This is a genomic window from Pseudomonas graminis, assembly GCF_004364335.1.
Classification (GTDB): Bacteria; Pseudomonadota; Gammaproteobacteria; order Pseudomonadales; family Pseudomonadaceae; genus Aquipseudomonas; species Aquipseudomonas graminis_D.
This window is the reverse complement of record NZ_SOCR01000003.1, coordinates 218,212-244,681: the sequence shown is the minus strand read 5'-3', so window position 1 is coordinate 244,681 and position 26,470 is coordinate 218,212. Positions and strand designations below refer to the sequence as shown.

Annotated in this window: 28 protein-coding genes; 7 read left to right on the top strand and 21 right to left on the bottom strand. The window is 59.6% G+C overall.

Annotated features, from left to right (window positions below; translation table 11 throughout):
- The first annotated feature begins 139 nt into the window (after positions 1-139).
- The 3 genes from EC919_RS06175 (at position 140) to EC919_RS27085 (ending at position 2,612) form a co-directional block, all read left to right on the top strand.
- Entirely contained in the window at positions 140-733 is a 594-nt protein-coding gene (locus tag EC919_RS06175; RefSeq protein WP_065992135.1) for a phosphoheptose isomerase, read from the top strand.
- Positions 730-1,308 (top strand): BON domain-containing protein, encoded by a 579-nt coding sequence (locus EC919_RS06170; RefSeq protein ID WP_133772193.1) that lies wholly within the window; start codon positions 730-732, stop codon positions 1,306-1,308. The genes EC919_RS06175 and EC919_RS06170 overlap by 4 nt, the downstream gene beginning before the upstream one ends.
- 392 nt (positions 1,309-1,700) lie before the next feature.
- A complete protein-coding gene (locus EC919_RS27085; protein ID WP_166650496.1) occupies positions 1,701-2,612 on the top strand; it encodes a CAAX protease in 912 nt (303 codons plus the stop codon).
- 86 nt (positions 2,613-2,698) lie between these two features.
- Here the strand turns inward: EC919_RS27085 and EC919_RS06155 are convergent, their stop codons facing one another.
- From EC919_RS06155 to rplM, 7 genes are all read right to left on the bottom strand, one after another.
- Entirely contained in the window at positions 2,699-3,112 is a 414-nt protein-coding gene (locus EC919_RS06155) for a ClpXP protease specificity-enhancing factor (protein WP_133772192.1), read from the bottom strand.
- 18 nt (positions 3,113-3,130) lie between these two features.
- Entirely contained in the window at positions 3,131-3,748 is a 618-nt protein-coding gene (locus tag EC919_RS06150; RefSeq protein ID WP_133772189.1) for a glutathione S-transferase N-terminal domain-containing protein, read from the bottom strand.
- A 226-nt stretch (positions 3,749-3,974) separates the two neighbouring features.
- Positions 3,975-4,742 carry a cytochrome c1 gene (locus EC919_RS06145; RefSeq protein ID WP_133772187.1) on the bottom strand — a complete coding sequence of 256 codons (768 nt, stop codon included), beginning with the start codon at positions 4,740-4,742 and terminating at the stop codon, positions 3,975-3,977.
- Positions 4,742-5,953, bottom strand: a complete 1,212-nt coding sequence (locus EC919_RS06140; protein WP_133772185.1) for a cytochrome b — start codon at positions 5,951-5,953, stop codon at positions 4,742-4,744. The genes EC919_RS06145 and EC919_RS06140 overlap by 1 nt, the downstream gene beginning before the upstream one ends.
- The gene (petA, locus tag EC919_RS06135) at positions 5,953-6,546 is read right to left on the bottom strand and encodes a ubiquinol-cytochrome c reductase iron-sulfur subunit (RefSeq protein ID WP_133772594.1); all 594 of its coding nucleotides are present in this window, start codon (positions 6,544-6,546) and stop codon (positions 5,953-5,955) included. The genes EC919_RS06140 and petA overlap by 1 nt, the downstream gene beginning before the upstream one ends.
- 123 nt (positions 6,547-6,669) lie before the next feature.
- Entirely contained in the window at positions 6,670-7,062 is a 393-nt protein-coding gene (gene rpsI / locus EC919_RS06130; RefSeq protein WP_065992123.1) for a 30S ribosomal protein S9, read from the bottom strand.
- Positions 7,063-7,076: 14 nt separating this feature from the next.
- Positions 7,077-7,505: a 50S ribosomal protein L13 gene (gene rplM, locus EC919_RS06125; protein ID WP_019693576.1), complete on the bottom strand. Its 429-nt coding sequence runs from the start codon at positions 7,503-7,505 to the stop codon at positions 7,077-7,079.
- Between the two features lie 240 nt (positions 7,506-7,745).
- Here rplM and EC919_RS06120 point away from each other — a divergent pair, with 240 nt between their 5' ends.
- Complete coding sequence (locus EC919_RS06120) at positions 7,746-8,783, top strand: NADP(H)-dependent aldo-keto reductase (RefSeq protein WP_133772183.1); 1,038 nt, start codon at positions 7,746-7,748, stop codon at positions 8,781-8,783.
- A 119-nt stretch (positions 8,784-8,902) separates the two neighbouring features.
- Here EC919_RS06120 and EC919_RS06115 read toward each other — a convergent pair whose 3' ends face one another.
- On the bottom strand, positions 8,903-10,039 hold the full coding sequence (locus EC919_RS06115; RefSeq protein ID WP_133772181.1) for an acyl-CoA dehydrogenase family protein: 1,137 nt from the start codon (positions 10,037-10,039) through the stop codon (positions 8,903-8,905).
- 220 nt (positions 10,040-10,259) lie between these two features.
- On the opposite strand from EC919_RS06115, the gene EC919_RS06110 reads away from it, so the two are divergent.
- A complete protein-coding gene (locus EC919_RS06110) occupies positions 10,260-11,180 on the top strand; it encodes a GlxA family transcriptional regulator (protein ID WP_172612965.1) in 921 nt (306 codons plus the stop codon).
- 182 nt (positions 11,181-11,362) lie between these two features.
- Here EC919_RS06110 and zapE read toward each other — a convergent pair whose 3' ends face one another.
- The 3 genes from zapE to EC919_RS06095 form a co-directional block, all read right to left on the bottom strand.
- A complete protein-coding gene (gene zapE / locus EC919_RS06105; protein WP_133772177.1) occupies positions 11,363-12,457 on the bottom strand; it encodes a cell division protein ZapE in 1,095 nt (364 codons plus the stop codon).
- A 62-nt stretch (positions 12,458-12,519) separates the two neighbouring features.
- Positions 12,520-13,869 carry a tryptophan--tRNA ligase gene (locus tag EC919_RS06100; RefSeq protein WP_133772175.1) on the bottom strand — a complete coding sequence of 450 codons (1,350 nt, stop codon included), beginning with the start codon at positions 13,867-13,869 and terminating at the stop codon, positions 12,520-12,522.
- Positions 13,870-13,897: 28 nt separating this feature from the next.
- Positions 13,898-14,527, bottom strand: coding sequence for an alpha/beta hydrolase (locus tag EC919_RS06095; RefSeq protein ID WP_133772173.1), 630 nt, complete (start codon positions 14,525-14,527; stop codon positions 13,898-13,900).
- A gap of 145 nt (positions 14,528-14,672) precedes the next feature.
- Here EC919_RS06095 and EC919_RS06090 point away from each other — a divergent pair, with 145 nt between their 5' ends.
- Positions 14,673-15,110 carry a YhcB family protein gene (locus tag EC919_RS06090; protein ID WP_133772171.1) on the top strand — a complete coding sequence of 146 codons (438 nt, stop codon included), beginning with the start codon at positions 14,673-14,675 and terminating at the stop codon, positions 15,108-15,110.
- A 372-nt stretch (positions 15,111-15,482) separates the two neighbouring features.
- Here the strand turns inward: EC919_RS06090 and cysN are convergent, their stop codons facing one another.
- The 3 genes from cysN to EC919_RS06075 form a co-directional block, all read right to left on the bottom strand.
- On the bottom strand, positions 15,483-17,381 hold the full coding sequence (cysN, locus tag EC919_RS06085) for a sulfate adenylyltransferase subunit CysN (RefSeq protein WP_133772169.1): 1,899 nt from the start codon (positions 17,379-17,381) through the stop codon (positions 15,483-15,485).
- A 15-nt stretch (positions 17,382-17,396) separates the two neighbouring features.
- Entirely contained in the window at positions 17,397-18,314 is a 918-nt protein-coding gene (gene cysD / locus EC919_RS06080; RefSeq protein ID WP_074884403.1) for a sulfate adenylyltransferase subunit CysD, read from the bottom strand.
- A 147-nt stretch (positions 18,315-18,461) separates the two neighbouring features.
- Positions 18,462-19,220, bottom strand: a complete 759-nt coding sequence (locus EC919_RS06075; protein ID WP_133772167.1) for a Nif3-like dinuclear metal center hexameric protein — start codon at positions 19,218-19,220, stop codon at positions 18,462-18,464.
- A 98-nt stretch (positions 19,221-19,318) separates the two neighbouring features.
- On the opposite strand from EC919_RS06075, the gene algW reads away from it, so the two are divergent.
- Positions 19,319-20,485, top strand: coding sequence for a Do family serine endopeptidase AlgW (gene algW / locus EC919_RS06070; RefSeq protein WP_133772165.1), 1,167 nt, complete (start codon positions 19,319-19,321; stop codon positions 20,483-20,485).
- A gap of 26 nt (positions 20,486-20,511) precedes the next feature.
- On the opposite strand, the gene hisC is transcribed toward algW, so the two are convergent.
- From hisC to EC919_RS06035, 7 genes are all read right to left on the bottom strand, one after another.
- Entirely contained in the window at positions 20,512-21,570 is a 1,059-nt protein-coding gene (hisC, locus tag EC919_RS06065) for a histidinol-phosphate transaminase (protein WP_133772592.1), read from the bottom strand.
- 2 nt (positions 21,571-21,572) lie between these two features.
- The gene (hisD, locus tag EC919_RS06060; RefSeq protein ID WP_133772163.1) at positions 21,573-22,901 is read right to left on the bottom strand and encodes a histidinol dehydrogenase; all 1,329 of its coding nucleotides are present in this window, start codon (positions 22,899-22,901) and stop codon (positions 21,573-21,575) included.
- Positions 22,902-23,057: 156 nt separating this feature from the next.
- Positions 23,058-23,693 carry an ATP phosphoribosyltransferase gene (hisG, locus tag EC919_RS06055; RefSeq protein WP_065992096.1) on the bottom strand — a complete coding sequence of 212 codons (636 nt, stop codon included), beginning with the start codon at positions 23,691-23,693 and terminating at the stop codon, positions 23,058-23,060.
- Positions 23,694-23,857: 164 nt separating this feature from the next.
- On the bottom strand, positions 23,858-25,123 hold the full coding sequence (gene murA, locus EC919_RS06050) for a UDP-N-acetylglucosamine 1-carboxyvinyltransferase (RefSeq protein ID WP_122536135.1): 1,266 nt from the start codon (positions 25,121-25,123) through the stop codon (positions 23,858-23,860).
- A 23-nt stretch (positions 25,124-25,146) separates the two neighbouring features.
- Entirely contained in the window at positions 25,147-25,386 is a 240-nt protein-coding gene (locus EC919_RS06045) for a BolA family protein (RefSeq protein WP_037014766.1), read from the bottom strand.
- A gap of 114 nt (positions 25,387-25,500) precedes the next feature.
- Positions 25,501-25,806, bottom strand: a complete 306-nt coding sequence (locus EC919_RS06040) for an STAS domain-containing protein (RefSeq protein WP_133772161.1) — start codon at positions 25,804-25,806, stop codon at positions 25,501-25,503.
- Positions 25,803-26,459, bottom strand: a complete 657-nt coding sequence (locus tag EC919_RS06035) for an MlaC/ttg2D family ABC transporter substrate-binding protein (protein WP_133772159.1) — start codon at positions 26,457-26,459, stop codon at positions 25,803-25,805. Before EC919_RS06035 ends, EC919_RS06040 begins: the two co-directional genes overlap by 4 nt.
- Between the last annotated feature and the right edge of the window lie 11 nt (positions 26,460-26,470).

The following is a 26,470-nucleotide window of genomic DNA, read 5'->3' as shown; positions in this document are numbered from 1 at the left end:
GCCGGTCCTACTGCACCAACCCAACGAACCTCACTGGCTCTTTTGCTCTTTGCTTTGCGGGCTGCACAGTTTTGTGCCGGGACGCCGATGACTTATCGGACGCCGTCCCGACCAGCCGCCCCTATTAAGGTTTTCATAGATGGACATGCAATCCCGAATTCGCCAGCTTTTTCAGGCCAGCATCGACACCAAGCAACAGGCGATGGATGTTGTTGCACCCCACATCGAGCAAGCCAGCCAAGTGATGGTCAATGCCCTGCTCAACGAGGGCAAAATGCTCGCCTGCGGTAACGGCGGTTCGGCTGGCGATGCCCAGCACTTTTCCTCAGAGCTGCTCAACCGTTTCGAACGCGAGCGACCAAGCCTGCCCGCTATCGCGTTGACCACCGACACCTCCACCATCACCTCCATTGCCAACGACTACAGCTACAACGAAATCTTCTCCAAACAGATTCGTGCGCTGGGCCAGCCGGGCGATGTGCTGCTGGCGATTTCCACCAGCGGCAATTCGGCGAACATTATTCAGGCCATCCAGGCCGCACATGATCGTGAAATGATTGTCGTAGCCTTGACCGGTCGCGATGGCGGCGACGTTGCGTCGTTGCTGTTGCCGGAGGACGTTGAAATCCGCGTCCCGGCAAAAGTGACTGCACGGATCCAGGAAGTCCACCTGCTGGCGATCCACTGCCTTTGCGACTTGATCGACAGCCAACTGTTCGGGAGTGAAGAATGATATCCAAACGTCTTAGCCTGCTGGCCCTGACGCTCTGCCTGGGCATCAGCGGATGCAGCTCGGTGATCAACGCCAGCCGCGAAGCACCGATCGACGACGATCGCGGCACACGCACCTTCGGCAGCAAGATCGACGACTCGCTGATCGAGACCAAGGTCTCCGTCAACATCGCCAAGGCCAACCCTGATCTGGACAACGCCTCGCACATCGTGGTGACCAGCTTCAACGGCATCGTCCTGCTGGCCGGCCAGACACCGCGCGCCGACCTCAAGCAACTGGCCGAGCAGACCGCCAGCCAGGTGCAGAAGGTCAAGAAGGTCAATAACGAGCTGCAAGTGACCGGCCCGTCCTCGATGCTCGCGCGCAGCAATGACGCCTGGCTGACGAGCAAGATCAAAACCGAGATGCTCACCGACAGCACCATTCCTGGCTCGCGCATCAAGGTTGTGACTGAAAACGGCATCGTCTACCTGCTGGGCCTGCTGACCCAGGCAGAAGCCACCCGCGCCACCAACCTGGTGCAAGGCGTCGGCGGCGTGCAGAAAATCGTGAAGCTTTTTGAGTACATCGACTGACGGTGTGGCAGATTTGCCGAAGGTTTTTAAGCCCTCCACGTGAGGGCTTTTTATTGCAGCGCTTTTGGTCCGAGTGCCAGCAGCATTTAACGAGAAGTGGGTCTACATCGATGGTAGCCCTGGCAGACTGGCCCGAGCCGCTTCAGCCTCCAGACGCGTTCGCTATTCAGCCCGCATGGCAAGCAAATAGAACCGACGCGGACGCATGTAGGCAAACCTCCAGAAACAAAAACCCCGACTCAAGGCCGGGGTGGGTGTTTCGTGGTCTTTGCAAAAAGTCTTAAGCTTTCGCTCATTGGAACTCATCGCCAACCTAGGGAGTGATCCTATGGGTGGGTGACATGCATGTCAACCCACATTCCCACAGGCGCCTCGCTGAAAGGAAGCCGAGCATGCCGCACACCGTCCAGTATAGACCTGTGCTGATTGATCAGATCATCAGCTCTCACCGAATCTCCAGCTACGCCAAAGTTTTCTCCGTTAGCAATGACGTGGAGCTGGTTGGCGCTTACCTATGGAATTCCCATGTCTGCGCCTCCCTCTACCCGTTGCTCAGTGCAGCTGAAGTCACGCTGAGGAATGCGATTGACTCTGCACTCACGGCTGACGTCGGTAAATTCTGGTGGAAAAAAGGCAAGCTTCGCTACAGAAGCTATACCGCAGGCGTCGTGAACACGCCGCAGCCTGTTGAATATTTGGCCAATAATTTCCAGTCAGCCTTCAAGATCGCCAGAAGGGAAAAAGGGAAACGACCGGGCAGCGGTGGCGCTCCCGATCACCAAGAGATCGTTTCACAAGCCGATTTTTCCACGTGGGAATTCGTCCTTGATAATGAATTCATGGGCAACAATCTCATTTGGCCGAAGAATCTGGGACAAGTGTTTAGAGGCACATGGCCTACAAGTGCGGGCATGCTTCAGGTCTGCAAAGACCGCGTTTCGCTTGTTCGCAACTTTCGTAACCGAGTGTTCCACCATGAGCCGGCCTGGAAGCGCTTCGGCGTTACGGACGAGCAGCAAGCAGTGGCTCATTTACATGAAAAAATCGACAAAATTGTCGAGCTGATTTCATGGATTTCGCCAGAGAAAATTGATCTGCTAGAGAAAAGCGGCGTGATCCGAACTGCCTATCGGGCGTGCTCGGTCGCCGAAATTGAACGGTTTAAATGTCGGTCAAAGACGAGTGCGATCAACAGCATGACTAAGCTCATCAAAGTTGCTGAAGCTGCCAGCGTCCGCAACGAGGTCATCAAAATTGAAATCTACGGAAAGCGCAAAGTGACATACACGATTCAGCGAACCTGAACCAGGCTTGGATGGGCAGCCGCCACTCGGCGCGCACAAAAAAGGCGATCCCTCGGGATCGCCTTTTTCGTTACTGCAGAAACGACTTACTTGACCACTTTCAGACTCGGCCGGCCGGTAGGGCGTGGCGGCTCGTCGTTCGGTGGCGGCATGTCGTCTTCGACGTCCAGATGTTCATCTTCATCCACAGCAGGCTCCAGATCGAAGACCATGCCCTGCCCGTTCTCCCGGGCATAAATGCCCATGATGGCGGCAATCGGCACGTACAGGCTGTGGGGAACACCGCCGAAGCGGCCTTCGAAACTCACCGCGTCGTTGTCCATGTGCAGATGGCGAACGGCGCTCGGCGAAATGTTCAGGACGATCTGCCCGTCATTGGCAAAGCCTTGCGGGACTTGTACCGCCGGGTACTCGGCATTGACGAGTACGTGGGGTGTGCAATCGTTATCGACGATCCACTCATACAAAGCGCGGATCAGATAAGGGCGACTGGAGTTCATCAAACGGCTCCTAAGGCCTTAGCGCATGTCGCGTTCGACACCAGACAGACTTGCCTGAAATGCCTCACGCGCAAATTGGCGCTCCATATAATCAAGCAGCGGCTTGGCGGGCCGCGGCAATTCGATACCCAGAATCGGCAGGCGCCAGAGTATGGGCAATAGACAGCAGTCGACCAGACTTTGCTCGTCGCTCAGGAAAAAAGGCTTATCCGCGAACAACGGCGACACGCCGGTCAGACTTTCGCGCAGCTCCTTGCGCGCCTGAACACGTGCGGCTTCTTTGCTGCGCGAGTCCAGGATCAAATCCACCAGACCGCACCAGTCGCGCTGAATCCGGTGGATCAGCAAGCGGCTGTTGGCACGCGCCACCGGATAGACCGGGAGCAGCGGCGGATGGGGATAACGTTCGTCCAGGTATTCCATTACCACCGTCGACTCGTACAACGCCAGGTCACGATCGACCAGGGTTGGCACGCTGCCGTACGGATTCACCTCGATCAATTTGGGCGGATGACGGCCCGCGACAACTTCAATGATCTCGGCGCTGACACCTTTCTCGGCGAGCACAATGCGCACGCGATGGGAATAGTGGTCGGCGGGGTCGGAGTAACAGGCCAACCGATTGGTCACGCCCATGGCGGTCCTCCTCGCTTGTAGATATTCAAAAAGCAGAAATACGGATGCGCCGCGAGGGCGCTTTCGGCGACGTCCACGATGATCGGGTGTTCAACGCGGGCGACAAGATAGCTCATTTACTCAAGGTAGATTCTGCAATCTTCAGCCCGCCACTATACCTGCTCTGCCCTCATTACCTGAAACAGCGCAGCGGCAAGCGGCGCAGACCCGCGAATCAGACGTCCGCTCAGTGGATGTCTTTCCAGAATTCGCGCTTGAGCAGGTAGGCCAGGATGAACAGCACTGCGAGATAAAGCAGCACGTAGGTGCCGATGCGCTGATGCTGCAGCTTGTCCGGGTTGGCCGAGTAAGCGAGGAAGGTCACGAGGTTCTTCACCTTGTCGTCGAACTGCGCTTCGGTCAGCGCGCCCGTGCCGGGGACGATGACCAGTTGATCGCAGGCTTCGTGACTCAGGGTCGGGTCGGTGTGTTTTTCCCCGCCGTCAAGGCGCTGAGCTTCCCTGCAACCGAGCCTCTGACGCCCCTGAAGCCCTTCCAGCACGTTGGGCATGGCAACGTTGGGGGAAATCCTGTTGTTCACGCCCCAGGGCCGCGTCGGGTCCTCGTAGAAGGCACGCAGGTAGCCATAGAGCCAGTCAGTTCCGCGAACGCGGGCGACAAGGGTCAGATCGGGCGGCACTGCGCCAAACCAGTTTTTCGCATCCGCCGGCTGCATGCCGATGGTCATGTGATCGCCAATTTTCGCCCCGGCAGGCGCCAGCTTTTCCAGCATCCGGTCGTGGGTGATGCCGAGATCGTCCGCGACGCGCTCATAGCGCTGAAACCGGGCGCTGTGGCACCCCATGCAGTAATTGACGAAGGTCTGCGCACCCTCCTGCAGGGCCGCCTTGTCGGACACATCGATGTCGACGCTTTCAAGGTCCGCGCCATGCTCAGCGGCGAACGACAGCGTCGGCAACAGGGCAATGAGCAAGACGGCGAGGAGCGTTTTCATCAGCTCGTCACCCTGTCCGGCACCGGCTTCGTCCGCTCCATTCGCGTGTAGAACGGCATCAAGATGAAGTAGGCGAAATACGTGAAGGTGCAGACCTGCGCCAGCCATGCACGCCCCGGGCTTGGCGGCAATACGCCCAGCACCCCAAGTGTTACGAAGGACACGCAGAACAGCAGCAGCCAGACGCGGCTCAGCCAACCCTTGTAACGCATCGATTTGACCGGGCTGCGGTCGAGCCACGGCAGCACGAACAGCACGGCGATGGCCGCGCCCATGGCCATGACGCCGAGAAGCTTGTCCGGGATGGCGCGCAAGATCGCGTAGAACGGCGTGAAGTACCAGACCGGCGCAATGTGCTCCGGGGTCTTGAAGGGGTTCGCCGGCTCGAAGTTGGGTTTCTCTAGAAAGTAGCCGCCCATCTCGGGGAAGAAAAACACCACCGAACAGAAGATGAACAGAAACACCACGACGCCGAGCAGATCCTTGACCGTGTAGTACGGGTGAAAGGGAATGCCGTCCAAAGGGTTGCCGTTCTCGTCCTTGTATTTCTTGATGTCGACGCCGTCAGGGTTGTTCGAACCCACTTCATGCAGCGCCAGGATATGCAGCACGACGAGGCCGACGATCACGATCGGCAAGGCCACGACGTGCAGCGCGAAGAAGCGGTTGAGGGTGATGCCGGAGACCAGATAATCCCCGCGAATCCACTGGGCAAGGTCGTTGCCGATGATGGGGATGGCGCCAAACAGCGAAATGATCACCTGCGCGCCCCAGTACGACATCTGCCCCCACGGCAGCAGGTAGCCCGTGAACGCTTCCGCCATCAGCGCCAGATAAATCAGCATGCCGAAGATCCAGACCAGCTCGCGCGGCTTCTGATACGAGCCGTACAGCAGGCCGCGAAACATGTGCAGGTAGATGACGATGAAGAACGCCGACGCGCCGGTCGAATGCAACAGCCGCAGAATCGAGCCGTATTCAACGTCACGCATGATCGACTCGACCGAGGCAAAGGCGCCCTCGGCCGTGGGCGTGTAACTCATGGTCAGCCAGATGCCCGTGAGGATCTGGTTGAACAGCACCAGCAGCGCCAGGACACCGAAAATATAGAAGAAGTTGAGGTTCCTGGGCACGTAGTACTTGCTGAGGTGGTTTTCCCACATTGAGGTCGCAGGAAAGCGCGCATTGATCCAGTCCATGAGCTTGCTCATCACCCTTGCTCCTGATCGACACCGATGACGATGATTGAGTCCGACTCGTAGGAATGCGGCGGCACTGGCAGATTCAGCGGTGCAGGCTGCGATTTGTAGACGCGTCCGGCAAGGTCGTACCTGGATCCGTGACAGGGGCAGAAATAACCGCCGACCCAATCCTTGCCCAAGTCAACGGATGCGACTTCGGGACGAAAAGTAAGCGAGCAGCCAAGATGGGTACAAATGCCGATCAACAGCAGGATTTCAGGCCGGATCGAACGGAGCACCGGATCGACGTAGGCAGGCTGTGTGGAGTCGTTTGATTCGGGGTCGGAAAGCTGGCCGGTGATCTGGCCCAGAGCGGAAAGGATTTCTGGCGTGCGACGCACAATGAACACCGGCTGACCGCGCCACTCGGCGATCATCTGCTGGCCCGGCTCGATCTTGCTGATGTTGACTTTGACGGGCGCTCCCGCAGCCCTGGCTTTGGCACTCGGGAACCAAGAACCTACAAACGGTACGGCGGCGCCGACTGCTCCAGCTGCGCCCACCACAGACGTGGCCGTCACAAGGAAGCGACGCCGGCCCATATTTACGACGTCATTGCCCATGGCGCCCTCTCCCGTCAGCATCCGAGTCCTCCTTGACTGGGTCCTCGGAATCCATAAAAGACAGCCATAAAAAAACGCCCAGCTTCGTATAGAAACTGAGCGTTCTTTTTGAACGGAAGCGAATTAACGCTTCGAGTACTGCGGACGCTTACGCGCTTTACGCAGACCGACTTTCTTACGTTCAACTTCGCGAGCATCGCGAGTTACGAAGCCTGCTTTGCGCAGAGCGCCACGCAGGGTTTCGTCGTATTGCATCAGAGCGCGGGTGATACCGTGGCGGATTGCGCCAGCTTGACCACTCACACCACCGCCGATGACAGTGACGTAGATGTCGAATTTTTCGACAGTCTGAGTCAGTTCCAGCGGCTGACGAACTACCATGCGGGCAGTTTCGCGACCGAAGAACGAGTCCAGGGAACGGTTGTTGATGGAGATGTTACCGGTGCCCGGACGCAGGAAAACGCGAGCGGTTGCGGTCTTGCGACGGCCAGTGCCGTAATTTTGAGTCGCCGACATAATGAACTATTCCGTTAAAACTTCAGTTCTTGGGGCTGCTGAGCAGTATGAGGGTGTGCAGCGCCCGCATAGACTTTCAGCTTACGATACATGTCGCGACCCAGCGGGTTCTTAGGCAGCATGCCTTTGACCGCGGTCTCGATCACGCGCTCAGGAGCTTTGGCGATCAGCTTTTCAAAGTTGATCGACTTGATCCCGCCCGGGAAACCGGAGTGAGAGTAGTAGATCTTGTCGGTGGTCTTGGCACCGGTCACACGGATCTGCTCGGCATTGATCACGACGATGTAGTCGCCGGTGTCAACGTGCGGAGTGTATTCCGGCTTGTGCTTGCCACGCAGACGGCTCGCGATTTCAGTGGCCAGACGACCCAGGGTCTGACCAGCAGCGTCGACGACGAACCAGTCGCGCTTTACTGTTTCCGGTTTAGCGGTAAAAGTTTTCATTCTTTATAGCCTCAAAGGCCGCCCTGAAAAATAGACGGCGGAGCATACTCATTAGTACGGTCTTTGACAAGTCAAAGGCCGCCGGGCACGAACGCTATAGGGGGCTCGGGTCAGCGCGTTCGATCGCAGCGGTTTCTTTTGGCGCGGGGCATCACTCCAGCGACAAAGAGGAGCGGAATTATGCAGATTGCGAAAAAAATTTCAACCTGCTTTTATGGCTCTTTTAAACAGGAGAGCCAAATGGACTACCGCCAACTGGGCAGAACCGACCTCAATGTCAGCGCAATCTGCCTCGGCACCATGACCTGGGGCGAGCAGAACAGCCAGTCCGAGGCCTTCGCGCAGATCGAACGGGCCAAGGCCGCCGGCATCAATTTCATCGACACCGCCGAGATGTATCCGGTCCCGCCGAAGAAAGAAACCTACGCCAGCACCGAGACGATCCTCGGCAACTGGTTCAAGCAGAGCGGCGACCGTGCCGAATGGATCCTCGCCAGCAAGATCGCCGGTCCCGGCAACGGCATCGATTACATCCGTGACGGTCAGCTGAAATTCAACCGTGATCACATCGTCGCGGCGCTGGACGCGAGCCTGAAGCGCCTGCAGACCGATTACCTCGACCTCTATCAATTGCACTGGCCTGAGCGCAGCACCAACTTTTTCGGCAAGCTGGGTTACAACCACAGTGAGGAACAGTTCACCCCGCTGCTGGAAGTGCTCGAAGCGCTGGACGAGCAGGTCAAGGCCGGCAAGATCCGCCACGTGGGTCTGTCCAACGAAACACCGTGGGGCACCATGAAGTTTCTCGCCGAATCGGATGCCCATGGCCTGACGCGCCCCGTGTCCATTCAGAACCCCTACAACCTGCTCAACCGCAGTTTCGAGGTAGGTCTGGCGGAAGTGGCGATTCGCGAGCAATGCGGCCTGCTCGCGTACTCGCCCATGGCGTTCGGGATGTTGTCCGGCAAATACGCCGACGGCGCCCGCCCGGCCAAGGGCCGCCTGAGCCTGTACAGCCGCTTCACGCGCTACTTCAATCCGCAATCGGAAGCGGCCTGTGCGCGCTACGTTGCGCTGGCTCGCGAGCACGGTCTTGATCCGGCGCAGATGGCCCTGGCGTTCGTCACCAGCCGCAGCTTCGTCACCAGCAACATCATCGGTGCCACGACGCTGGAGCAGCTGGACAGCAACCTGGCGAGCGCGGAACTGGTGCTGTCGGATGAAGTGCTGGCGGGCATCGAGGCGATTCACAAGGATCAGCCGAATCCTGCGCCTTAACCGGTGATTAATTGTAGGAGCGCGCTTGCCCGCGAATAGCGTTTGATCAGTCACTGACGGTTTGACTGACCTACCGCCATCTCGCGGGCAAGCGCGCTCCTACAGTCCTGTGTCGACCGTCAAAGCGACCGGGCAATAATCTCTTTCATGATTTCGTTGGTGCCTGCATAAATCCGCTGCACCCGCGCATCGGCCCACGCCCGGGCGATCGGGTATTCCCACATGAAGCCGTAGCCGCCATGCAGCTGCACGCATTCATCCAGAACCTTGCACTGCAGGTCGGTTGACCAGTATTTCGCCATGGCTGCCGTTGGTACGTCCAGCTTCCCTTCCAAGTGCAACTCAAGGCATCGATCAATGAACGTGCGACCAATCTGAACTTCGGTGGCAATTTCGGCCAGTTTGAAGCGGGTGTTCTGGAAGTCGATGATGGCCTTGCCAAAGGCCTTGCGATCCCGTGTGTAGTCGAGCGTCCATTGCAAGGCGGCTTCGGCGGAGGCGATCGCACCGATGGCGACCGTCAGACGCTCTTGGGGCAGCTCCTGCATCAAATACGCGAAACCCATCCCGGCCTGACCCAGCAGGTTCTCTTTGGGCACTCTCACGTCCTGGAAGAACAATTCCGACGTGTCCTGCGCCTTCATACCTACCTTTTCCAATCGCTTGCCCTTCGCAAAGCCCGGCGTACCCGCTTCCACGACAAACAGACTGGTCCCCTTCGCGCCCGCCTTGGGATCGGTCTTGGCAACGACGATCACCAGATCAGCGAGAAACCCGTTGGTGATGAAGGTCTTCGAACCATTGATGACGTACTCGTCGCCATCCAGCACCGCGGTGGTCTTGACCCCTTGCAGATCGGACCCCGCGCCGGGCTCGGTCATCGCGATGGCAGTGACCAGTTCCCCCGAGACCAGTTTGGGCAAATATGTGAGCTTCAGGGCTTCACTGCCGTAATGCAGGATATACGGCGCGACGATGTCCGAATGCAGGGAAAAGCCGATGCCGGTCAGGCCGAGGCGCGAGATTTCCTCGATCACCACCGTGGTGTAGAGAAAGTCCGCGCCCATGCCGCCGTATTCTTCCGGCAGGTGCGAACACAACATGCCCTGCTCCCCCGCCCGGTTCCACAACGTGCGATCGATGTGACCCTGCTTTTCCCACTGGGCATGAAAGGGTGCCGCATGCTGTTCGAAGAACTTGCGGACGCTGTTGCGGAAAAGCTCGTGCTCTGAGCTAAAGAGTGTTCTGGCGAGCATGGATGCACCTGGCGTGAGGGATTGTCGGACAATATTTCAACAAAGCGTAGGCGCCGTAGGTTGACGGCGACACTGGACACATCCGACAAAAAATAAGACGATCACGCCGTTGCTTGACCACTTTCCCATATAAGAACAAAAGACTATGTCTATCCAACTCAACACGCCGTTGCGGCGTGTCAGCATTCTTGCGATCGATGGAATTTTTGCCTCCACGCTCATGCAAGCCAAAGACTTCTTTCACCTCGCCAGCCTGCGCTACGGCAAGCAGTTGGGACAGGGCTTCAAGCCGGCCTTCGAAACCCGACTGGTCAGCCCGGACGGCAAGGAAGTCCGAAGTTTCAGCGACGTCGTCATCCCTGTAGACGGTGTGCTTGAACACAGCGATATCATCATCCTTCCCGCTTTCGTCGAAGATTTCGACACCCTGCGTGAACGCTATCCGCAAATCCTGCCGTGGCTGCGTGAGCAACATGCGCGCGGCGCCGTGCTGTGCGGTGAAGCCAGCGGCGTGTTCTGGCTTGGGGATGCGGGGCTGCTCGATGGCAAGGAAGCGACCACCTACTGGCGGTTTTTCAACGAGTTCGCCGAGCGTTTTCCGAACGTGCTGCTGAATCAGGAAAAGCACCTGACCGACGCCGATAACCTGTATTGCGCAGGCGGCACGATTTCAGCGTGTGATCTTTATATCTACCTGATCGAGCGCTTCTGCGGCGCCCATGTCGCACAGACCGTCGCCCGTGACATTCTCTATGAAGTGCAGCGCAGCTACGCGCCGGGACGGATTGGTTTTGGCGGGCAGAAACTGCACCAGGACGTGATCATCCTGCAGATTCAGCACTGGCTCGAGGAGCACTTCGCCGACAAATTCCGTTTCGAGGATGTGGCCCGCGAGCACGGCATGAGCATCCGCAACTTCATGCGCCGCTTCCAGACGGCAACCGGCGACAAGCCGCTGCACTACCTGCAACGCTTGCGCATCGAAACCGCTAAGGGCTTGCTGTCGGGCTCACGCAAGAGCATCAAAACCATCAGCTATGAAGTGGGATACGACGACGCCAGCTTCTTCGCGCGCCTGTTCCGCCAACACACCGACCTGTCACCGAACCAGTATCGGCAGCAGTTTCAGCAGGCGGCCTGAAACGAAAAAACCCTGCGGACAGGCAGGGTTTTGGCTGATTCGGATTGTAGGAGCCGGCTTGCTGGCGAATGTAGTGTGTCTGCACTCAATAAGGCGACTGACACGCCGCGTTCGCCAGCAAGCCGGCTCCTACTGGTCTGCGTTCCGACAAGATTTTTCTGAACGCCCCCGACTGAGTGGCATCAGGGTTTATGGGCCCGTGACAGGAATTCGTGGGACTGCATTTCCAGCAAACGGCTGAGGGTGCGCTGGAATTCGAAGTTCAGGCGGCCACCTGTGTACAGGTCTTTCAGTTCGACTTCCGCCGAGATGATCAACTTGACGTTGCGGTCGTAGAACTCGTCGACCATGTTGATGAACCGGCGCGCAATGTCGTCGGTGGTCACGCTCATCTGCTCGACGCCACTGAGCAGCACCGCATGGAAGATCTTGCCGAGTTCGATGTAGTCGTTCTGGCTACGCGGGCCGTCGCACAGCTCACGGAAGTCGAACCACGCCACGTCGTCGCAGGTACGAATCGCCTTGATCTGCCGATTCTCGATGATCAGCACATCGTTCTCGATGGCCTTGGTGCATTCCGGGGTCAGCGCACGGAAGCTCTTGCGCAGGCTCTCCTCTGCCGCTTCGTTCAGCGGGAAGTGGAACAGCTCGGCCTGCTCCAGGTGACGCAGGCGATAATCGACGCCGCTGTCGACGTTGACGATCTCGGTGTTCTGCTTGATCAACGCAATCGCCGGCAGGAAGCGCGCACGCTGCAGACCGTCCTTGTAGAGACCGTCCGGAACGATGTTCGAGGTCGCAACCAGGGTCACGCCGTTCTTGAACAGCTCTTCCATCAGCGTGCCGAGGATCATCGCGTCGGTAATGTCCGATACGAAAAACTCGTCGAAACAGATCACCCGCGCTTCTTCGGAAAACTGCTTGGCGATCAGGGTCAGCGGGTTCTTCTCGCCCTTGAGGTTTTTCATTTCCTCGTGCACACGCTTCATGAAGCGGTGGAAGTGCGTGCGGGTCTTGTCTTCAAACGGCAGCGCTTCGAAGAAAGTGTCGACCAGGTAGGTCTTGCCCCGGCCCACACCGCCCCAGAAATACAGCCCTTTCACAATCGGGGCTTCTTTCTTGCCGAACAGCTTGCCCAGCAATCCCGGCTTGCGGTCAGGGGCGGCGACCAGATCGTCGTACAGACGCTGCAGATGGCGCACCGCATTCTCTTGCGCGGCGTCGTGGAAAAAGTCCGGACGCTTCAGGTCAGCTTGGTATCGTTCTAGAGGGGTCATAGTCGCTTGCAAAGGCAGCAAAAACGGGCCGTCACTGTAGCGACGGCCCATTGGAATGGCAATTAATCCTGTTGTGGCGCCAGCGCCAGTTTCAGGCTCTCGATCGCGGCATCGCGGGCGGCGGCGTCGGCGAACGCCGGGCTGTCGGCAACACAGGCATCACTCAGCCACAGGGTGAAGGCATCACCTTCGGGCCGGATGTCCAGCGTACCGCCCTGCTGCAGCTGCTTGGTCACAGCGCCAGCCGCCTTGCCGTCGGCGAAGTTGCGCGACAGCAGCAATTGCTCGCCATCGGCCGCCAGCAGCCGGAAGCGGAAACTGCCGTCGTCTTCACGGAAACTGACAAAGCGCGCGCCCTTGCTGGCCTTCTTCTTGGTCGCCGTGGCGGTTTGCGCGGCGGTGCGGAATGAGCGCAGGCCGACCGCTTCGCGCAGCTCGCCCAGAAACGGCGTGGCCACACGACGGGCCTTCTCGGCGCCCGCTTGCAGGATGTCTTCCAGGTCAGCGGGGCGCTCGATCAGGCGATGGTAGTGCTCGCGTGCTTCGCCCAACTCGGCGTCCAGCAACTGGAACAGGCGCTGCTTGGCATCGCCCCAACCCAAGCCCTGCAGCAGGTCGGCGCGGAACTCGTCGCCTTGTTCTTTGCTGGCGAATGCCTGGTACAGCGTGAACAGGTGCGACGTGTCTGGATCCTTGGCTTCGCCCGGCAGGCGCGAGTCAGTGACGATGCGCGAGATCGCCTCTTTCATGTCTTTGGCACTGGTAAAAAGCGGCACGGTGTTGTCGTAGCTTTTCGACATCTTGCGACCGTCCAGGCCAGGCAGGGTCGCGACGCTTTCTTCGATCAGCGCTTCCGGCATCACGAAGAACTCTTTGCCGTTGCCGAACAGGTGATTGAAGCGCTGACCGATGTCACGCGCCATTTCGACGTGCTGGATCTGATCGCGGCCCACAGGCACTTGGTGGGCGTTGAACATCAGGATGTCGGCGGCCATCAGCACCGGGTAGCTGAACAGGCCCATGGTGATGCCGGCGTCCGGGTCTTCACCGGCTTCGACGTTCTTGTCCACCGAGGCCTTGTAGGCGTGGGCGCGGTTGAGCAAGCCCTTGCCGGCCACGCAGGTGAGCAGCCAGGTCAGTTCGGGGATTTCCGGAATGTCGGACTGGCGATAGAACGTCACGCGATCGACGTCCAGCCCTGCCGCGAGCCAGGTAGCAGCGATTTCCAGACGCGAGCGCTGAATGCGCAGCGGGTCATCGCATTTGATCAGCGCGTGGTAGTCAGCCAGAAAGTAGAACGAGTCAGCATCGCTCTGGCGGCTGGCAACGATGGCCGGGCGAATGGCGCCGGCGTAGTTGCCCAGGTGCGGTGTGCCGGTGGTGGTGATACCGGTCAGGATACGAGTGGTCATGGCTAGTCGCTTATTTTGGGTGCTGCGATCAATTCGAAAGGCGCGGCAGAATCAGATCCTTGAGATCGGTCAGCTTGCCGTGAAAAAAGTGCCCGCATTCTGCCACTTTCAGCAGCTTATGGGGGCGCTGAAGCGTGTCAGACCATGCGTACACAAGTTGTGGGTCAACGACCTCGTCGGTGTCGGGCTGAATGATCGTCAAAGCGCCCTTCTGCGGCAATGCCTCCATGTTGGCTATGCGCATCACGGCAGGCGCGACCATGAACAGATGCTTCAAGATTTCGCCCTCAGCCTCAAGCCGCCCGCCCAGGGTGGCCGCCACGAAACCACCGAAGGAAAATCCCAGCAAGGTCATGGGCAGGTCGGGATGTTTGTCGCGCAGCCAGCTCGCCGCCGCCTGTGCGTCGTCGACTTCACCCTCGCCCATGTCCGAGTTGCCGGCGCTGGCGCCAACGCCGCGATAGTTGAAGCGCAGAGTGATAAGACCGGCATCACGCGCCGTGCGCTGCAGGGTCGAGATCACTTTATTGAGCATGGTGCCACCCTGAACCGGGTTAGGATGGCATATCAGCGCGATGCCTTTGGCCTCGTCCAGATCGAGGTACAACGCTTCGAGTTGGCCCGCCGGGCCATCGATGAATACAGGGGTCTCACGCATGAGCAAGAATGAACTCCGTGACCTTCAATTGGGTCGACTCGTCTAGCTGATTGTCTGTGGCTGGCAAGCTGGCGACGCGTCGCCGCTATACAGCGCAGGTTCGAGCCGTTAACGTAAAGCAAAGCCGTTTATAGAGGAAGGACTCGTGGATTACTCGCTCTTAGTTTGGTTGCTGCCGACCATCGCCCTGGTGGTTGGTGTGATCATCGGTTTCTTCGTGGCGCGCGCGCTGCCCAATGCCGTGCCTAACGGGACTCAGCGCCAGCTGGATGACGTTCAGGAGCGTTTCGATACGTATCAGAACGAGGTCATCACCCACTTCAACAGCACCGCCAATCTGGTGCAGAAGCTGTCGCAGAGCTACCACGATGTTCAGGAGCATCTGGCCGAAGGCGCCAACCGCCTGGCCACCGACGACATCACCCGTCAACGCCTGCTGGCTGCGCTGCACCCGGAAGCGCTCCATCCGCACCGCGATCGCCTGACGCCACCGCGCACGGCCGCTGAACCGCCTAAGGACTACGCGCCCAAGTCGCCCGACTCCCCCGGCATGCTGGACGAGCATTACGGTTTGAAGAAGTAACGCGACTCGAAACACCAAAAGCCCGCCCCTGAGGTGATCAGGGGCGGGCTTTTTTGTGGGCTTTTGGCTCATTGCAAGCCGGTATGTACGAGTTCCACGCCGGCCATGCCATCCCGATACGCCGGAGCAGTGTAGGAGCGCGCTTGCCCGCGAACGCAATGTATCTGTGCCCTCAACGTCATCTGACACACCGCCTTCGCGGGCAAGCGCGCTCCTACACTGGAATTGCGCCAGGCACCCCATCTGCGACCGGCCTAAATCCGTAGGAGCCGGCTTGCTGGCGAACCGGTGTTTTCATCCAGGATGATGGTCCACGGCCGGGCAACAAAAAACCCGCCATCATTGGCGGGTTTTTTGTACAGCGAACAGCGTTTAGATCACGCCGCGGGTCCGCAGCAGATCCAGCACCTGTTTGACGCTTTCTTCGACATTCAGCGACTGCGTGTCGATAACCAGGTCGGCGTCCAGCGGGACGTCATACGGGAAGGATTCACCCGGGATGTTGTCCTTGTCGGCGGCGTAGAGCCCTTGGGGATCACGCTCGCGACAGACTTGCGGCGATGCCTGAACGTACACGGTGATCAGTCGATCATCGCCGATCAGGGCCTTGGCATTCTGCCGACCGCCCGCGTCCGGCGCGACGAACGCCGCGAGGGTCAGCAGGCCCGCTTCGTTGAACTGACGCGCAACGTGGGCGGCACGACGCCAGTTCTCGGTGCGACCGGCGCGATCCTGCGGCAAGCCCTTGTTAAGGTCGTGGCGCAGGTTCTGGCCATCAAGGACGAACACCCCACGGCCCATGTCGAAAAGCTTGCGCTCCACGGCATACGCCAGCGTGCTCTTGCCTGCACCCGACAAACCGCTGAACAGCACGGTCGCCGGCTTCTGGCCGAAGCGCTGAGCGCGCTCTTCAACAGAAACATGGGCCAGCGCGCCGTGATGGCTTCCGCTACCCGCGACCACCGGCTTGGCGATGATCATGCCCGCCGCCACGGTGCCATTGGTCAAACGGTCGATGACGATGAACGCGCCCGTGGTGCGGTTGCTGTCGTAGCCATCGAGGGCAATCGGCGCGTCCAGTGCGATCTTCACGCGGCCGATTTCATTCAGCTGCAGCGAACTGGCCGGGCCTTCTTCCAGCGTGTTCACGTCAACACGATGGGTAATGCTGGCAATCGAACCCGGCACGTAGGACGTGGCGCGTTTGATGTCGTATTTCTTGCCCGGCAGCATCGGCTCTTCGGCCATCCACACCAGCATGGCGTCGAAGGCGTCAGCGACCTGCGGGACGTTGTCGGCATGCACCAACAGGTCGCCACGGGAGATGTCGATCTCGTCTTCCATGGTCAGCGTCACTGCTTGACCCGGGCCCGCATGCTCCAGTTCACCTTCGAAGGTGACGATGGATTTCACGCGGCTGCTCTTGCCGGACGGCAGCACAACGACTTCGTCGCCCTTGTGCACGATGCCGCTTGCCAGGGTGCCGGCGAAACCTCGGAAGTTCAGGTTCGGACGGTTAACGTACTGCACCGGAAAACGCAGGTCGGTGAAATTGCGGTCGTTGGCGATCTCGACGGTTTCGAGAATTTCCATCAGCGACTTGCCGGTGTACCACGGCGAGCGCTCGCTCCGGTTGACCACGTTGTCGCCCTTGAGGGCCGACATCGGCACGAATTCCATGGTGGTCGGCTTCAGCGCGATGCGGTCGGCGAACGCCAGGTAATCAGCCTTGATCTGCTCGAAGATGGTCTCGTCGAAACCATTGAGGTCCATCTTGTTGATGGCGACCACGATGTGCTTGATGCCCAGTAACGAGGCGATGTAGCTGTGGCGTTTGGTCTGGGTCTGCACGCCGTAGCGGGCGTCGACCAGAATGATCGCCAGGTCACAGGTGGACGCACCGGTGGCCATGTTGCGGGTGTACTGCTCATGGCCGGGGGTGTCGGCGATGATGAATTTGCGCTTGGCGGTGGAGAAGTAGCGGTAAGCGACATCGATGGTGATGCCCTGCTCGCGCTCGGCCTGCAGGCCGTCAACCAGCAGCGCCAGATCGACTTCGTCGCCCGTGGTACCGGATTTTTTCGAATCACGGGTGATGGCTTCCAGGTGATCTTCGTAGATCATCTTGGAATCGTGCAGCAGCCGCCCGATCAACGTGCTCTTGCCGTCGTCGACGTTGCCACAGGTCAGGAAGCGCAGCATTTCCTTGCGTTCGTGCTGGCCCAGATAGGCGAGGATGTCCTCGCTGATCAATTCAGATTGATGCGACATGTTCAGACACCCTAATTAGAAATAACCCTGACGTTTCTTTTCTTCCATGGAGCCGGCGCCATCGTGGTCGATGACCCGGCCCTGGCGCTCGGAAGTTCGCGTCAGGAGCATTTCCTGAATGATGTCGGTGAGGCTGGTGGCCTCGGACTCGACAGCGCCCGTCAACGGGTAGTCGCCCAGTGTGCGGAAGCGGACCTTCTTCTTGACGATGCGCTTCTTGTCCTCGTCGGACAGGTGATTACGCAGGCGGTCGTCGTCGATCATGATCCAGGTGCCGTTCATCTCGATGACTTCGCGCTCGGCGGCGAAATACAGCGGGACGATCGGAATGCCTTCGAGGTAGATGTACTGCCAGATGTCCAGCTCGGTCCAGTTGGAGAGCGGGAACACACGGATCGACTCGCCTTTGTTGACGTTGCCGTTGTACACATTCCACAGCTCGGGGCGCTGGTTTTTCGGGTCCCAGCGGTGCTTGGTGTCGCGGAAGGAATACACGCGCTCTTTGGCGCGGGATTTCTCTTCGTCACGACGGGCGCCCCCGAACGCGGCATCGAAGCCGTGCTTGTCGAGGGCCTGCTTGAGGCCCTGGGTTTTCATGATATCGGTGTGCTTCGAGCTGCCGTGGGTCAGCGGGTTGATACCCTGCGCGACGCCGTCCGGGTTCACGTGCACGATCAGGTCCAGGCCCATATCCTCGACCATCTTGTCGCGGAAGCGGTACATCTCCTGGAATTTCCAGCGGGTGTCGACGTGCATCACAGGGAATGGCAACTTGCCTGGAAAGAAGGCCTTGCGCGCCAGATGCAGCATCACGGCAGAGTCTTTACCGACGGAGTACAGCATCACCGGGTTATCGAACTCGGCAGCGACCTCGCGGATGATGTGGATGCTTTCCGCCTCCAGCTGTTTCAGATGCGTCAGTTTGTCGACCATGGTTACTCACGGGATAACGTACGTGTATGGAGAGCCTGCGGGCTCTATCGAGCGAGGCACTTTATCATGGGGCCTGATTCTATTCAGCGGCAGGGATAGATCGAAACGATCTAACCATATAGCTCAGGCATTGGACCCGCGGGCCCGTTAAATCGGGTTCGGGCAGTCGATGAACAGATGCTCCAGGGCAAAGCGTCGCGCCAGGTAATCACCCAGTGCCTGAACCCCGTAGCGCTCGGTGGCGTGATGACCGGCGGCAATGAAACTGATGCCGTTCTCCCGTGCGCTGTGAAAGGTCTGCTCGGACGCCTCGCCGCTCAAGTACAGGTCCACGCCGGCCAGCACGGCTTGATCGATGTAGCCCTGCCCGCCTCCGGTGCACCAGCCGACCCGGCGAATCATGCCGTCGCCTTCGATCAGCAGCGGCTCACGTCCCAATGCAGTCTGGACGCGGTGGGCGAAATCCCGTGGGGTCATGGCCTCGCCGAGTGAGCCGACCAGCCCGACGATGCGCGGATTGTCCGGGTCCAACGGACCTTCGACGGTAATGTCCAGTTGCTGGGCCAACTGAACGTTGTTGCCCACGTCGGCATGAAGGTCGAGGGGCAAGTGGTAGGACAGCAGGCTGATGTCGTGCTTGAGCAGCGTTTTCAGGCGACGCTGTTTCATGCCGGTGATGCAGGGGTTCTCGCCTTTCCAGAAATAGCCATGATGCACCAGCACCAGATCGGCATTGGCCTCCACGGCTGCGTCCAGCAACGCCTGACTCGCGGTGACGCCGGAGACGATTCGGCTGACCTGCGGCCGGCCCTCGACCTGCAGGCCGTTGGGGCAATAATCCTGAATCCGTGCGCTACCGAGATAGCGGTCCGCTTCTTCCACCAGGGTGCTCAAGGCAACCGCCATAAAAGTCTCCTAAATATGCAGTCCAGACCGTGTCGGTCCTCGTATAATGCCGGCCATTATGGCGCAGCTAGGCGCTTCTACTTTCAGGATTCCGCTCAATGTTCAAAGCGCTGCGTTTTCTCGGCTGGCCCTTGCTCGCTGGTGTGCTTATCGCTTTATTGATTATCCAGCGCTATCCCCAGTGGGTCGGGCTGCCAAGCCAGGACGTGAACCTGCAGCAAGCGCCACAGCAGACCTTTGTGCAACAGGGTCCGGTCTCGTACGCAGACGCTGTCAGCAACGCCGCCCCCGCCGTGGCCAATCTGTACACGACCAAGATGGTCAATAACAACAACAAACCCAACCATCCGCTGTTCGACGACCCGCAGTTTCGTCGTTTCTTCGGCGACAACCTGCCTAAACAAAAGCGCATGCAGTCGAGCCTGGGATCGGCCGTGATCATGAGCCCGGAAGGCTACCTGCTGACCAACAATCACGTCACCTCCGGCGCCGACCAGATTGTCGTGGCGCTGAAAGACGGCCGCGAGACGATTGCCAAGGTGGTCGGGAGCGACCCCGAGACCGATCTTGCGGTTCTAAAGATCGACCTCAAGAACCTGCCTTCCATTACCCTCGGCCGGTCGGATGCCATCCGCATCGGCGACGTCGCATTGGCCATCGGTAACCCGTTTGGCGTCGGCCAGACCGTGACCATGGGCATCATCAGTGCCACCGGGCGCAATCAGCTGGGCCTCAACACCTACGAAGACTTCATTCAGACCGACGCGGCGATCAACCCCGGCAACTCAGGGGGCGCGCTGGTAGACGCCAACGGCAACCTGACCGGGATCAACACGGCGATCTTCTCCAAGTCCGGTGGCTCCCAAGGCATCGGTTTTGCGATTCCGACCAAGCTGGCCCTGGAAGTGATGAAGTCGATCATCGAACACGGTCAGGTGATTCGCGGCTGGTTGGGCATTGAGGTACAGCCGCTGACCCAGGAGCTGTCGGAATCCTTCGGCTTGAAGGATCGTCCAGGCATCGTGGTCGCCGGGATTTTCCGGGACGGCCCGGCGCAGAAAGCCGGATTGCAACTGGGTGATGTGATTTTGAGCATCAACGGCGAGCCCGCAGGCGATGGGCGCCGGTCAATGAATCAGGTGGCGCGCACCAAGCCGAGCGACAAGATCGCCATTGAGGTCATGCGCAACGGCAAGGAATTGAAGCTGAGCGCCGAGGTGGGCGTTCGCCCACCGCAGACAACGGCGCCTGCGGCGGAAAATTGATCGGTTGCGGTCAGGCAACCGTCAACTCAGTTCGACAAATCCCCCAGCGCATCCAACAGCGCCTGATTCTGTTCAGGCGTGCCTATGGTGATGCGCAGGAATTGCGCGATGCGCCCCTGCTTGAAGTGACGCACGATCACGCCCTGCTCGCGCACCTTCGCCGCCAGACCGGCAGCGTCATGCCGAGGGTGACGGGCGAAGATGAAGTTCGCCGCCGAGGGCAGCACTTCAAAGCCCTTGCCCTCCAACTGTTCGACAAGCGCTTCACGGCTGGCGATCACGCGCCGACAGGTGCGCTCGAAATAGTCGCGGTCATCGAATGCCGCCGCTGCGCCGACAATGGCCATGCGGTCCAGCGGATAGGAGTTGAAGCTGTTCTTGACCCGCTCCAGCGCTTCGATGAGGTCAGGATGGCCCACCGCGAGGCCAACCCTCAGCCCGGCGAGGGCGCGCGATTTGGACAGCGTTTGAGTGACCAGCAGGTTCGGATAGCGATCCACCAGGCTGATCGCGGTTTCACCGCCGAAGTCGATGTACGCCTCGTCGACGATCACCACGGAATCCGGGCTGTTCTTGAGGATCTGCTCGACGGCATCGAGGGCCAACAGGCAGCCGGTGGGTGCATTGGGGTTCGGGAAAATGATGCCGCCATTGGGACGCGCGTAATCTTCGGCACGAATCTGAAACTGCTCGTCCAGCGGCACGGCTTCGTAATCGACACCATACAGGCCGCAATACACCGGATAGAAGCTGTAGCTGATGTCCGGGAACAGCAGCGGTTTATCCTGCCGGAAGAACGCGTTATAGGCGTGGGCCAACACCTCATCCGAACCGTTGCCCAGGAACACGCGATTGGCGTCGACGCTGTAATAACGCCCTACGGCTTGCTTCAGCACGTCACTGTTGGGGTCGGGGTACAGACGCAGGTCGTCACTGACCGCAGCACGCATGGCATCAATCGCCTTGGGCGACGGGCCATAGGGGTTTTCGTTGGTGTTGAGCTTCACCAGTTTAGTCAGCTTGGGCTGCTCACCCGGCACATAAGGCACCAGGTCGTTGACGAAGGGACTCCAGAATTTGCTCATGCTCATTTGCCCTCTTGTGCGGTATCGACAATGCGGTATTCGGCGCTGCGGGCGTGGGCAGTCAACGACTCGCCCCGTGCCAGTACCGATGCCGTTTTGCCCAGTTCGGACGCACCCTGCTCCGAGCAGAAGATGATCGATGAGCGTTTCTGGAAATCGTAAACGCCCAACGGCGACGAGAACCGTGCGGTGCCCGAAGTAGGCAGCACATGGTTGGGACCGGCGCAGTAGTCGCCCAGCGCTTCGGAGGTGTGGCGGCCCATGAAGATCGCGCCGGCGTGGCGAATCTGCGGCAACCAGGCCTCAGGATCAGCCACCGATAACTCCAGGTGCTCCGGCGCAATCCGGTTGACGACTTCAATGGCCTGATTCATGTCGGTCACTTTGATCAAGGCGCCGCGGCCGTTGATGGAGGTCTGGATGATTTCCGCGCGCTCCATGGTCGGCATCAGTCTCGCGATGCTGGCCGCGACCCGATCAAGGAAGTCCGCATCCGGGCTGACCAGAATTGCCTGGGCGTCTTCGTCGTGCTCGGCCTGGGAGAACAGGTCCATGGCGATCCAGTCGGGGTCGGTCTGGCCGTCGCACACGACCAGAATTTCCGACGGGCCGGCGATCATGTCGATGCCTACCTGGCCGAACACATGACGCTTGGCGGTGGCCACGTAAATGTTGCCCGGACCGACGACTTTGTCCACCTGCGGGACGCTTTCAGTGCCATACGCCAGCGCCGCGACGGCTTGGGCGCCGCCGATGGTGAATACGCGATCGACGCCGGCGATGCAGGCCGCCGCGAGTACCAGCTCGTTGAGTTCACCGCGCGGGGTCGGCACGACCATGACCACCTCGCCGACGCCGGCGACTTTGGCCGGAATGGCGTTCATCAACACCGAAGACGGGTAAGACGCTTTACCGCCCGGCACGTACAGCCCGGCGCGATCCAGCGGCGTGACCTTCTGACCCAGCACGGTGCCGTCAGCCTCGGTGTAGCTCCAGGAATCCTGCTTTTGCCGCTCGTGATAACTGCGCACGCGGTCGGCTGCTTTTTCGAGCGCCTGGCGCTGGGCGGGCGTGATGCGGGTCAGTGCCAGCTCCAGCCGCTCGCGCGGCAGAATCAGGTCCGCCATCGACGCCACGTCCAGCCCGTCGAAACGGCGGGTGTATTCCACCAACGCCGCATCGCCGCGCTCGCGCACGTTCTTGATGATGTCCAGCACACGCTCATTGACCGAGTCGTCAGACACACTTTCCCAGCTCAGCAGATGATCCAGATGACGGGCGAAATCCGGATCGGCAGCGTTGAGTCGGCGAATAGCGTTGGGAGTGGTCATAGCGTGGGCCTCAATGATGGCGATTTCTCAGGTGGCGATGTCAGTTGCGAGGATAGGCAGATGCCTAAGCTAGCAAGCCATCCGCGCGGGCACCTGAGAAATTTGGCTATGACACGGATAGCTGGACGTGATCCTGTTGAGGGTCACGCGATGCAGTCAACCGCGGTGTCGCGACTCCACGGCAGTGCGCAGGGTGTCGATCAGCGACTGAATACGGGCGTGCTGCATTTTCATGGAGGCCTTGTTCACCACCAGACGCGAGCTGATGTGGGCAATCATGTCCTGAGGTTCAAGGCCGTTGGCACGCAGCGTGTTGCCGGTGTCGACGACGTCGATGATCTTGTCGGCCAGACCCACCAGCGGTGCCAGCTCCATGGAGCCGTACAGCTTGATGATGTCGACCTGACGGCCCTGTTCGGCGTAGTAGCGCTTGGCAACGTTGACGAACTTGGTCGCAACACGCAGCCGGCCCTTGGGTTCGACCGCGCCGACCGCGCCTGCGGTCATCAGCTTGCACTGGGCGATTTGCAGGTCGAGGGGCTCGTACAGCCCCTGGCCCCCGTATTCCATCAACACGTCCTTGCCCGCGACGCCGAGATCAGCAGCGCCATGCTCGACGTAAGTCGGCACGTCGGTCGCACGCACGATCAGCAGGCGCACATCGGCCTGGGTCGTGGGGATGATCAGCTTGCGGCTCTTGTCCGGATTCTCGGTCGGCACGATGCCCGCTGCAGCGAGCAGCGGCAAGGTGTCGTCGAGGATACGGCCCTTGGACAGTGCAATGGTCAACATGGGAAACGTCAGTCCTTATCAGCAGCGCGTGCCGGGTCGCAACTGGCGCCCGACAACCTCCGGCTCAAGAAGCCGGAGTGAAACGAATCAGAAAGTCTTGGCGCGATGGCCAGACACGTCGCCCGAGTCGATCACATCGACCCGGGCGAGCGCGCAGCAGCTGACTAGCCCGGAACGCGACGGATCTTCGCGCCCAGCATCTGCAGTTTTTCTTCGATGCACTCGTAACCACGGTCAATGTGGTAGATGCGGTCGATCAGCGTGTCGCCTTCGGCAACCAGCGCCGAAATGACCAGACTCGCCGAAGCGCGCAGGTCGGTCGCCATTACTGGCGCGCCTTTGAGCTTGGTGCAGCCGGTGACGATCGCGGTGTTGCCCTCGACCTGAATCTGCGCGCCCATGCGGTGCATTTCATACACGTGCATGAAGCGGTTTTCGAAGATGGTCTCGATGACTGCACCCGTGCCCTCGGCAATGGCGTTGAGCGAGATGAACTGCGCCTGCATGTCGGTCGGGAAAGCCGGGTACGGTGCAGTGCGCACATTGACCGCTTTCGGACGCTTGCCGTGCATGTTCAGCTCGATCCAGTCTTTGCCGGTGGTGATCTCGGCGCCGGATTCACGCAGCTTCTCGAGAACCGCTTCGAGAATCGTCGGATCGGTGTCCTTGAGTTTCACACGGCCGCCGGTTGCCGCCGCCGCCACCAGGTAGGTGCCGGTTTCGATACGGTCGGGCATGACGCGGTAGGTCGCCGAACCCAGGCGCTTGACGCCATCGATGGTGATGGTATCGGTGCCGGCCCCAGAGACTTTACCGCCCATGGCGTTGATGAAATTCGCCAGGTCGACGACTTCAGGCTCACGCGCGGCGTTTTGCAGGACGCTGCGGCCGTTGGCCAGTGCAGCAGCCATCATGATGTTCTCGGTACCGGTCACGCTGACGGTGTCGAAGAAGAAGTTGGCGCCACGCAGGCCGCCTTCCGGCGCCTTGGCCTTGATATAACCACCTTCGACGTCGATCACCGCGCCCATGGCTTCAAGACCACGGATGTGCAGATCGACCGGACGCGAACCGATGGCGCAACCACCAGGCAGCGCCACTTCGGCTTCACCGAAACGGGCAACCATCGGACCCAGGACGAGAATCGACGCACGCATGGTTTTCACCAGTTCGTACGGAGCGACCAGGGTCTTGATGGTACGTGGATCGATTTCGACGCTGAGCTTCTCGTCGATGATCGGCTCGATGCCCATGCGACCGAACAGCTCGATCATGGTGGTGATGTCGTGCAGGTGCGGCAGGTTGGCGACGGTCACAGGACCATCAGCCAGCAGCGTAGCTGCGAGAATCGGCAGGGCGGAGTTTTTCGCCCCGGAGATGCGGATTTCGCCATCAAGGCGAATGCCGCCAGTAATAATCAGTTTATCCATTGGAATCTCGACGCCGTGTTGGCTCAGGTGCGCTCGGCCCATGCAGCGCGGCTGAAAAATTTCATGGTGACCGCGTGGATGCTGCCATCGGCGATCCATGGGTTCAAATGCGTGTAGATCTGCTGCTGGCGCTTGACCGGGCTCAGTGCAGCCAGTTCGTCGCTGATCAGGTTCAGCTGGAAATTACAGCCTTCGCCTTCAACTTCGACCTGGATGTCTGGCAACTTAGCTTCCAGGAAGCTTTTAACTTCTACGGCCTGCATGCTTAACCTCTATCGGCGCCCTACGCGCGCGGGTCGGCCATCATACAAAAAAGCCCTCTCGTTGCGAACCCTACTTTGCAAGGGACGGACGAGGGGCTTTATCGATGAAAGCAATTAATGATGCTGCAACAGCTCGGTCAGGCCGGAGACCTGGGCGATTTCCTGCATGTCTTCTGGCAACGCGCGGACGGTGACTGACTTGCCCGCCGCCTGAGCATCCCGCATGAAGGCGAGGAGCAACGAAAGGCCGACACTGCTGGACTTCTCGACACCGGAGCAATCCAGTGTCAGCGCTGCAGCAGTACTTGCCTTGATCAGCGCCGCGCCCTGCTCACGCAAGGCGGGGCCGGTCCGATAGTCGACCACGCCGGAGAGCATCAGCTCTCCGACGTCAGTGGCTGTAACGGACGCTTCACTCATTTGACGACCTTGTCGCTAGAGGCTTCCGAGGTCTCCTTGGCCTTGGCAACTTCGCCAGCCCAACCGTCGATGGTTTTGTCCAGGTTGTTACCGTTGCGCTGCATGGCATCGGCGAACTGATCGCGGAACAGCTTGCCGATGTTGATGCCATTGATGATCACGTTGCGCACTTTCCACTCACCACCGATTTTGACGAGGGTGTAGGAAACAGGGTAAACCGCGCCGTTGTTGCCCTTGACCGACATGTCGACGGAAGTGCGATCAGCCGCTTCCTGCTTGGCCGGGGAAACAGTGATGCCCTGATTGTTGTACTCGAGCAGCGCGTTGCCATAGAACTGGATCAGGCTGCGCTTGAAGTTTTCCTGGAAGCGTTGCATCTGCGCCGGGCTGGCGTTGCGAGAATACTTCACGGTCATGATGCTTTTGGAGATGCCATCAGCGTCGATGACCGGGCCGACGATGCCGTTAAGTGCATCGTAGAAGGCCTGCGGATTGGACTTGTAGGTTTCCTTGTTGGCGGACAGGTCAGCCAGCAATTGCTTGGTGGTGCGATCAACCAGGTCGTGGGCGGAAGCATCGGACGCCGCTGCGTTAGCGAACAAAGGCAGGGCGGCCAGTAGCACCAGAAGGCCACGGCGCAGAATCGAGATCATGAAAAAACTCC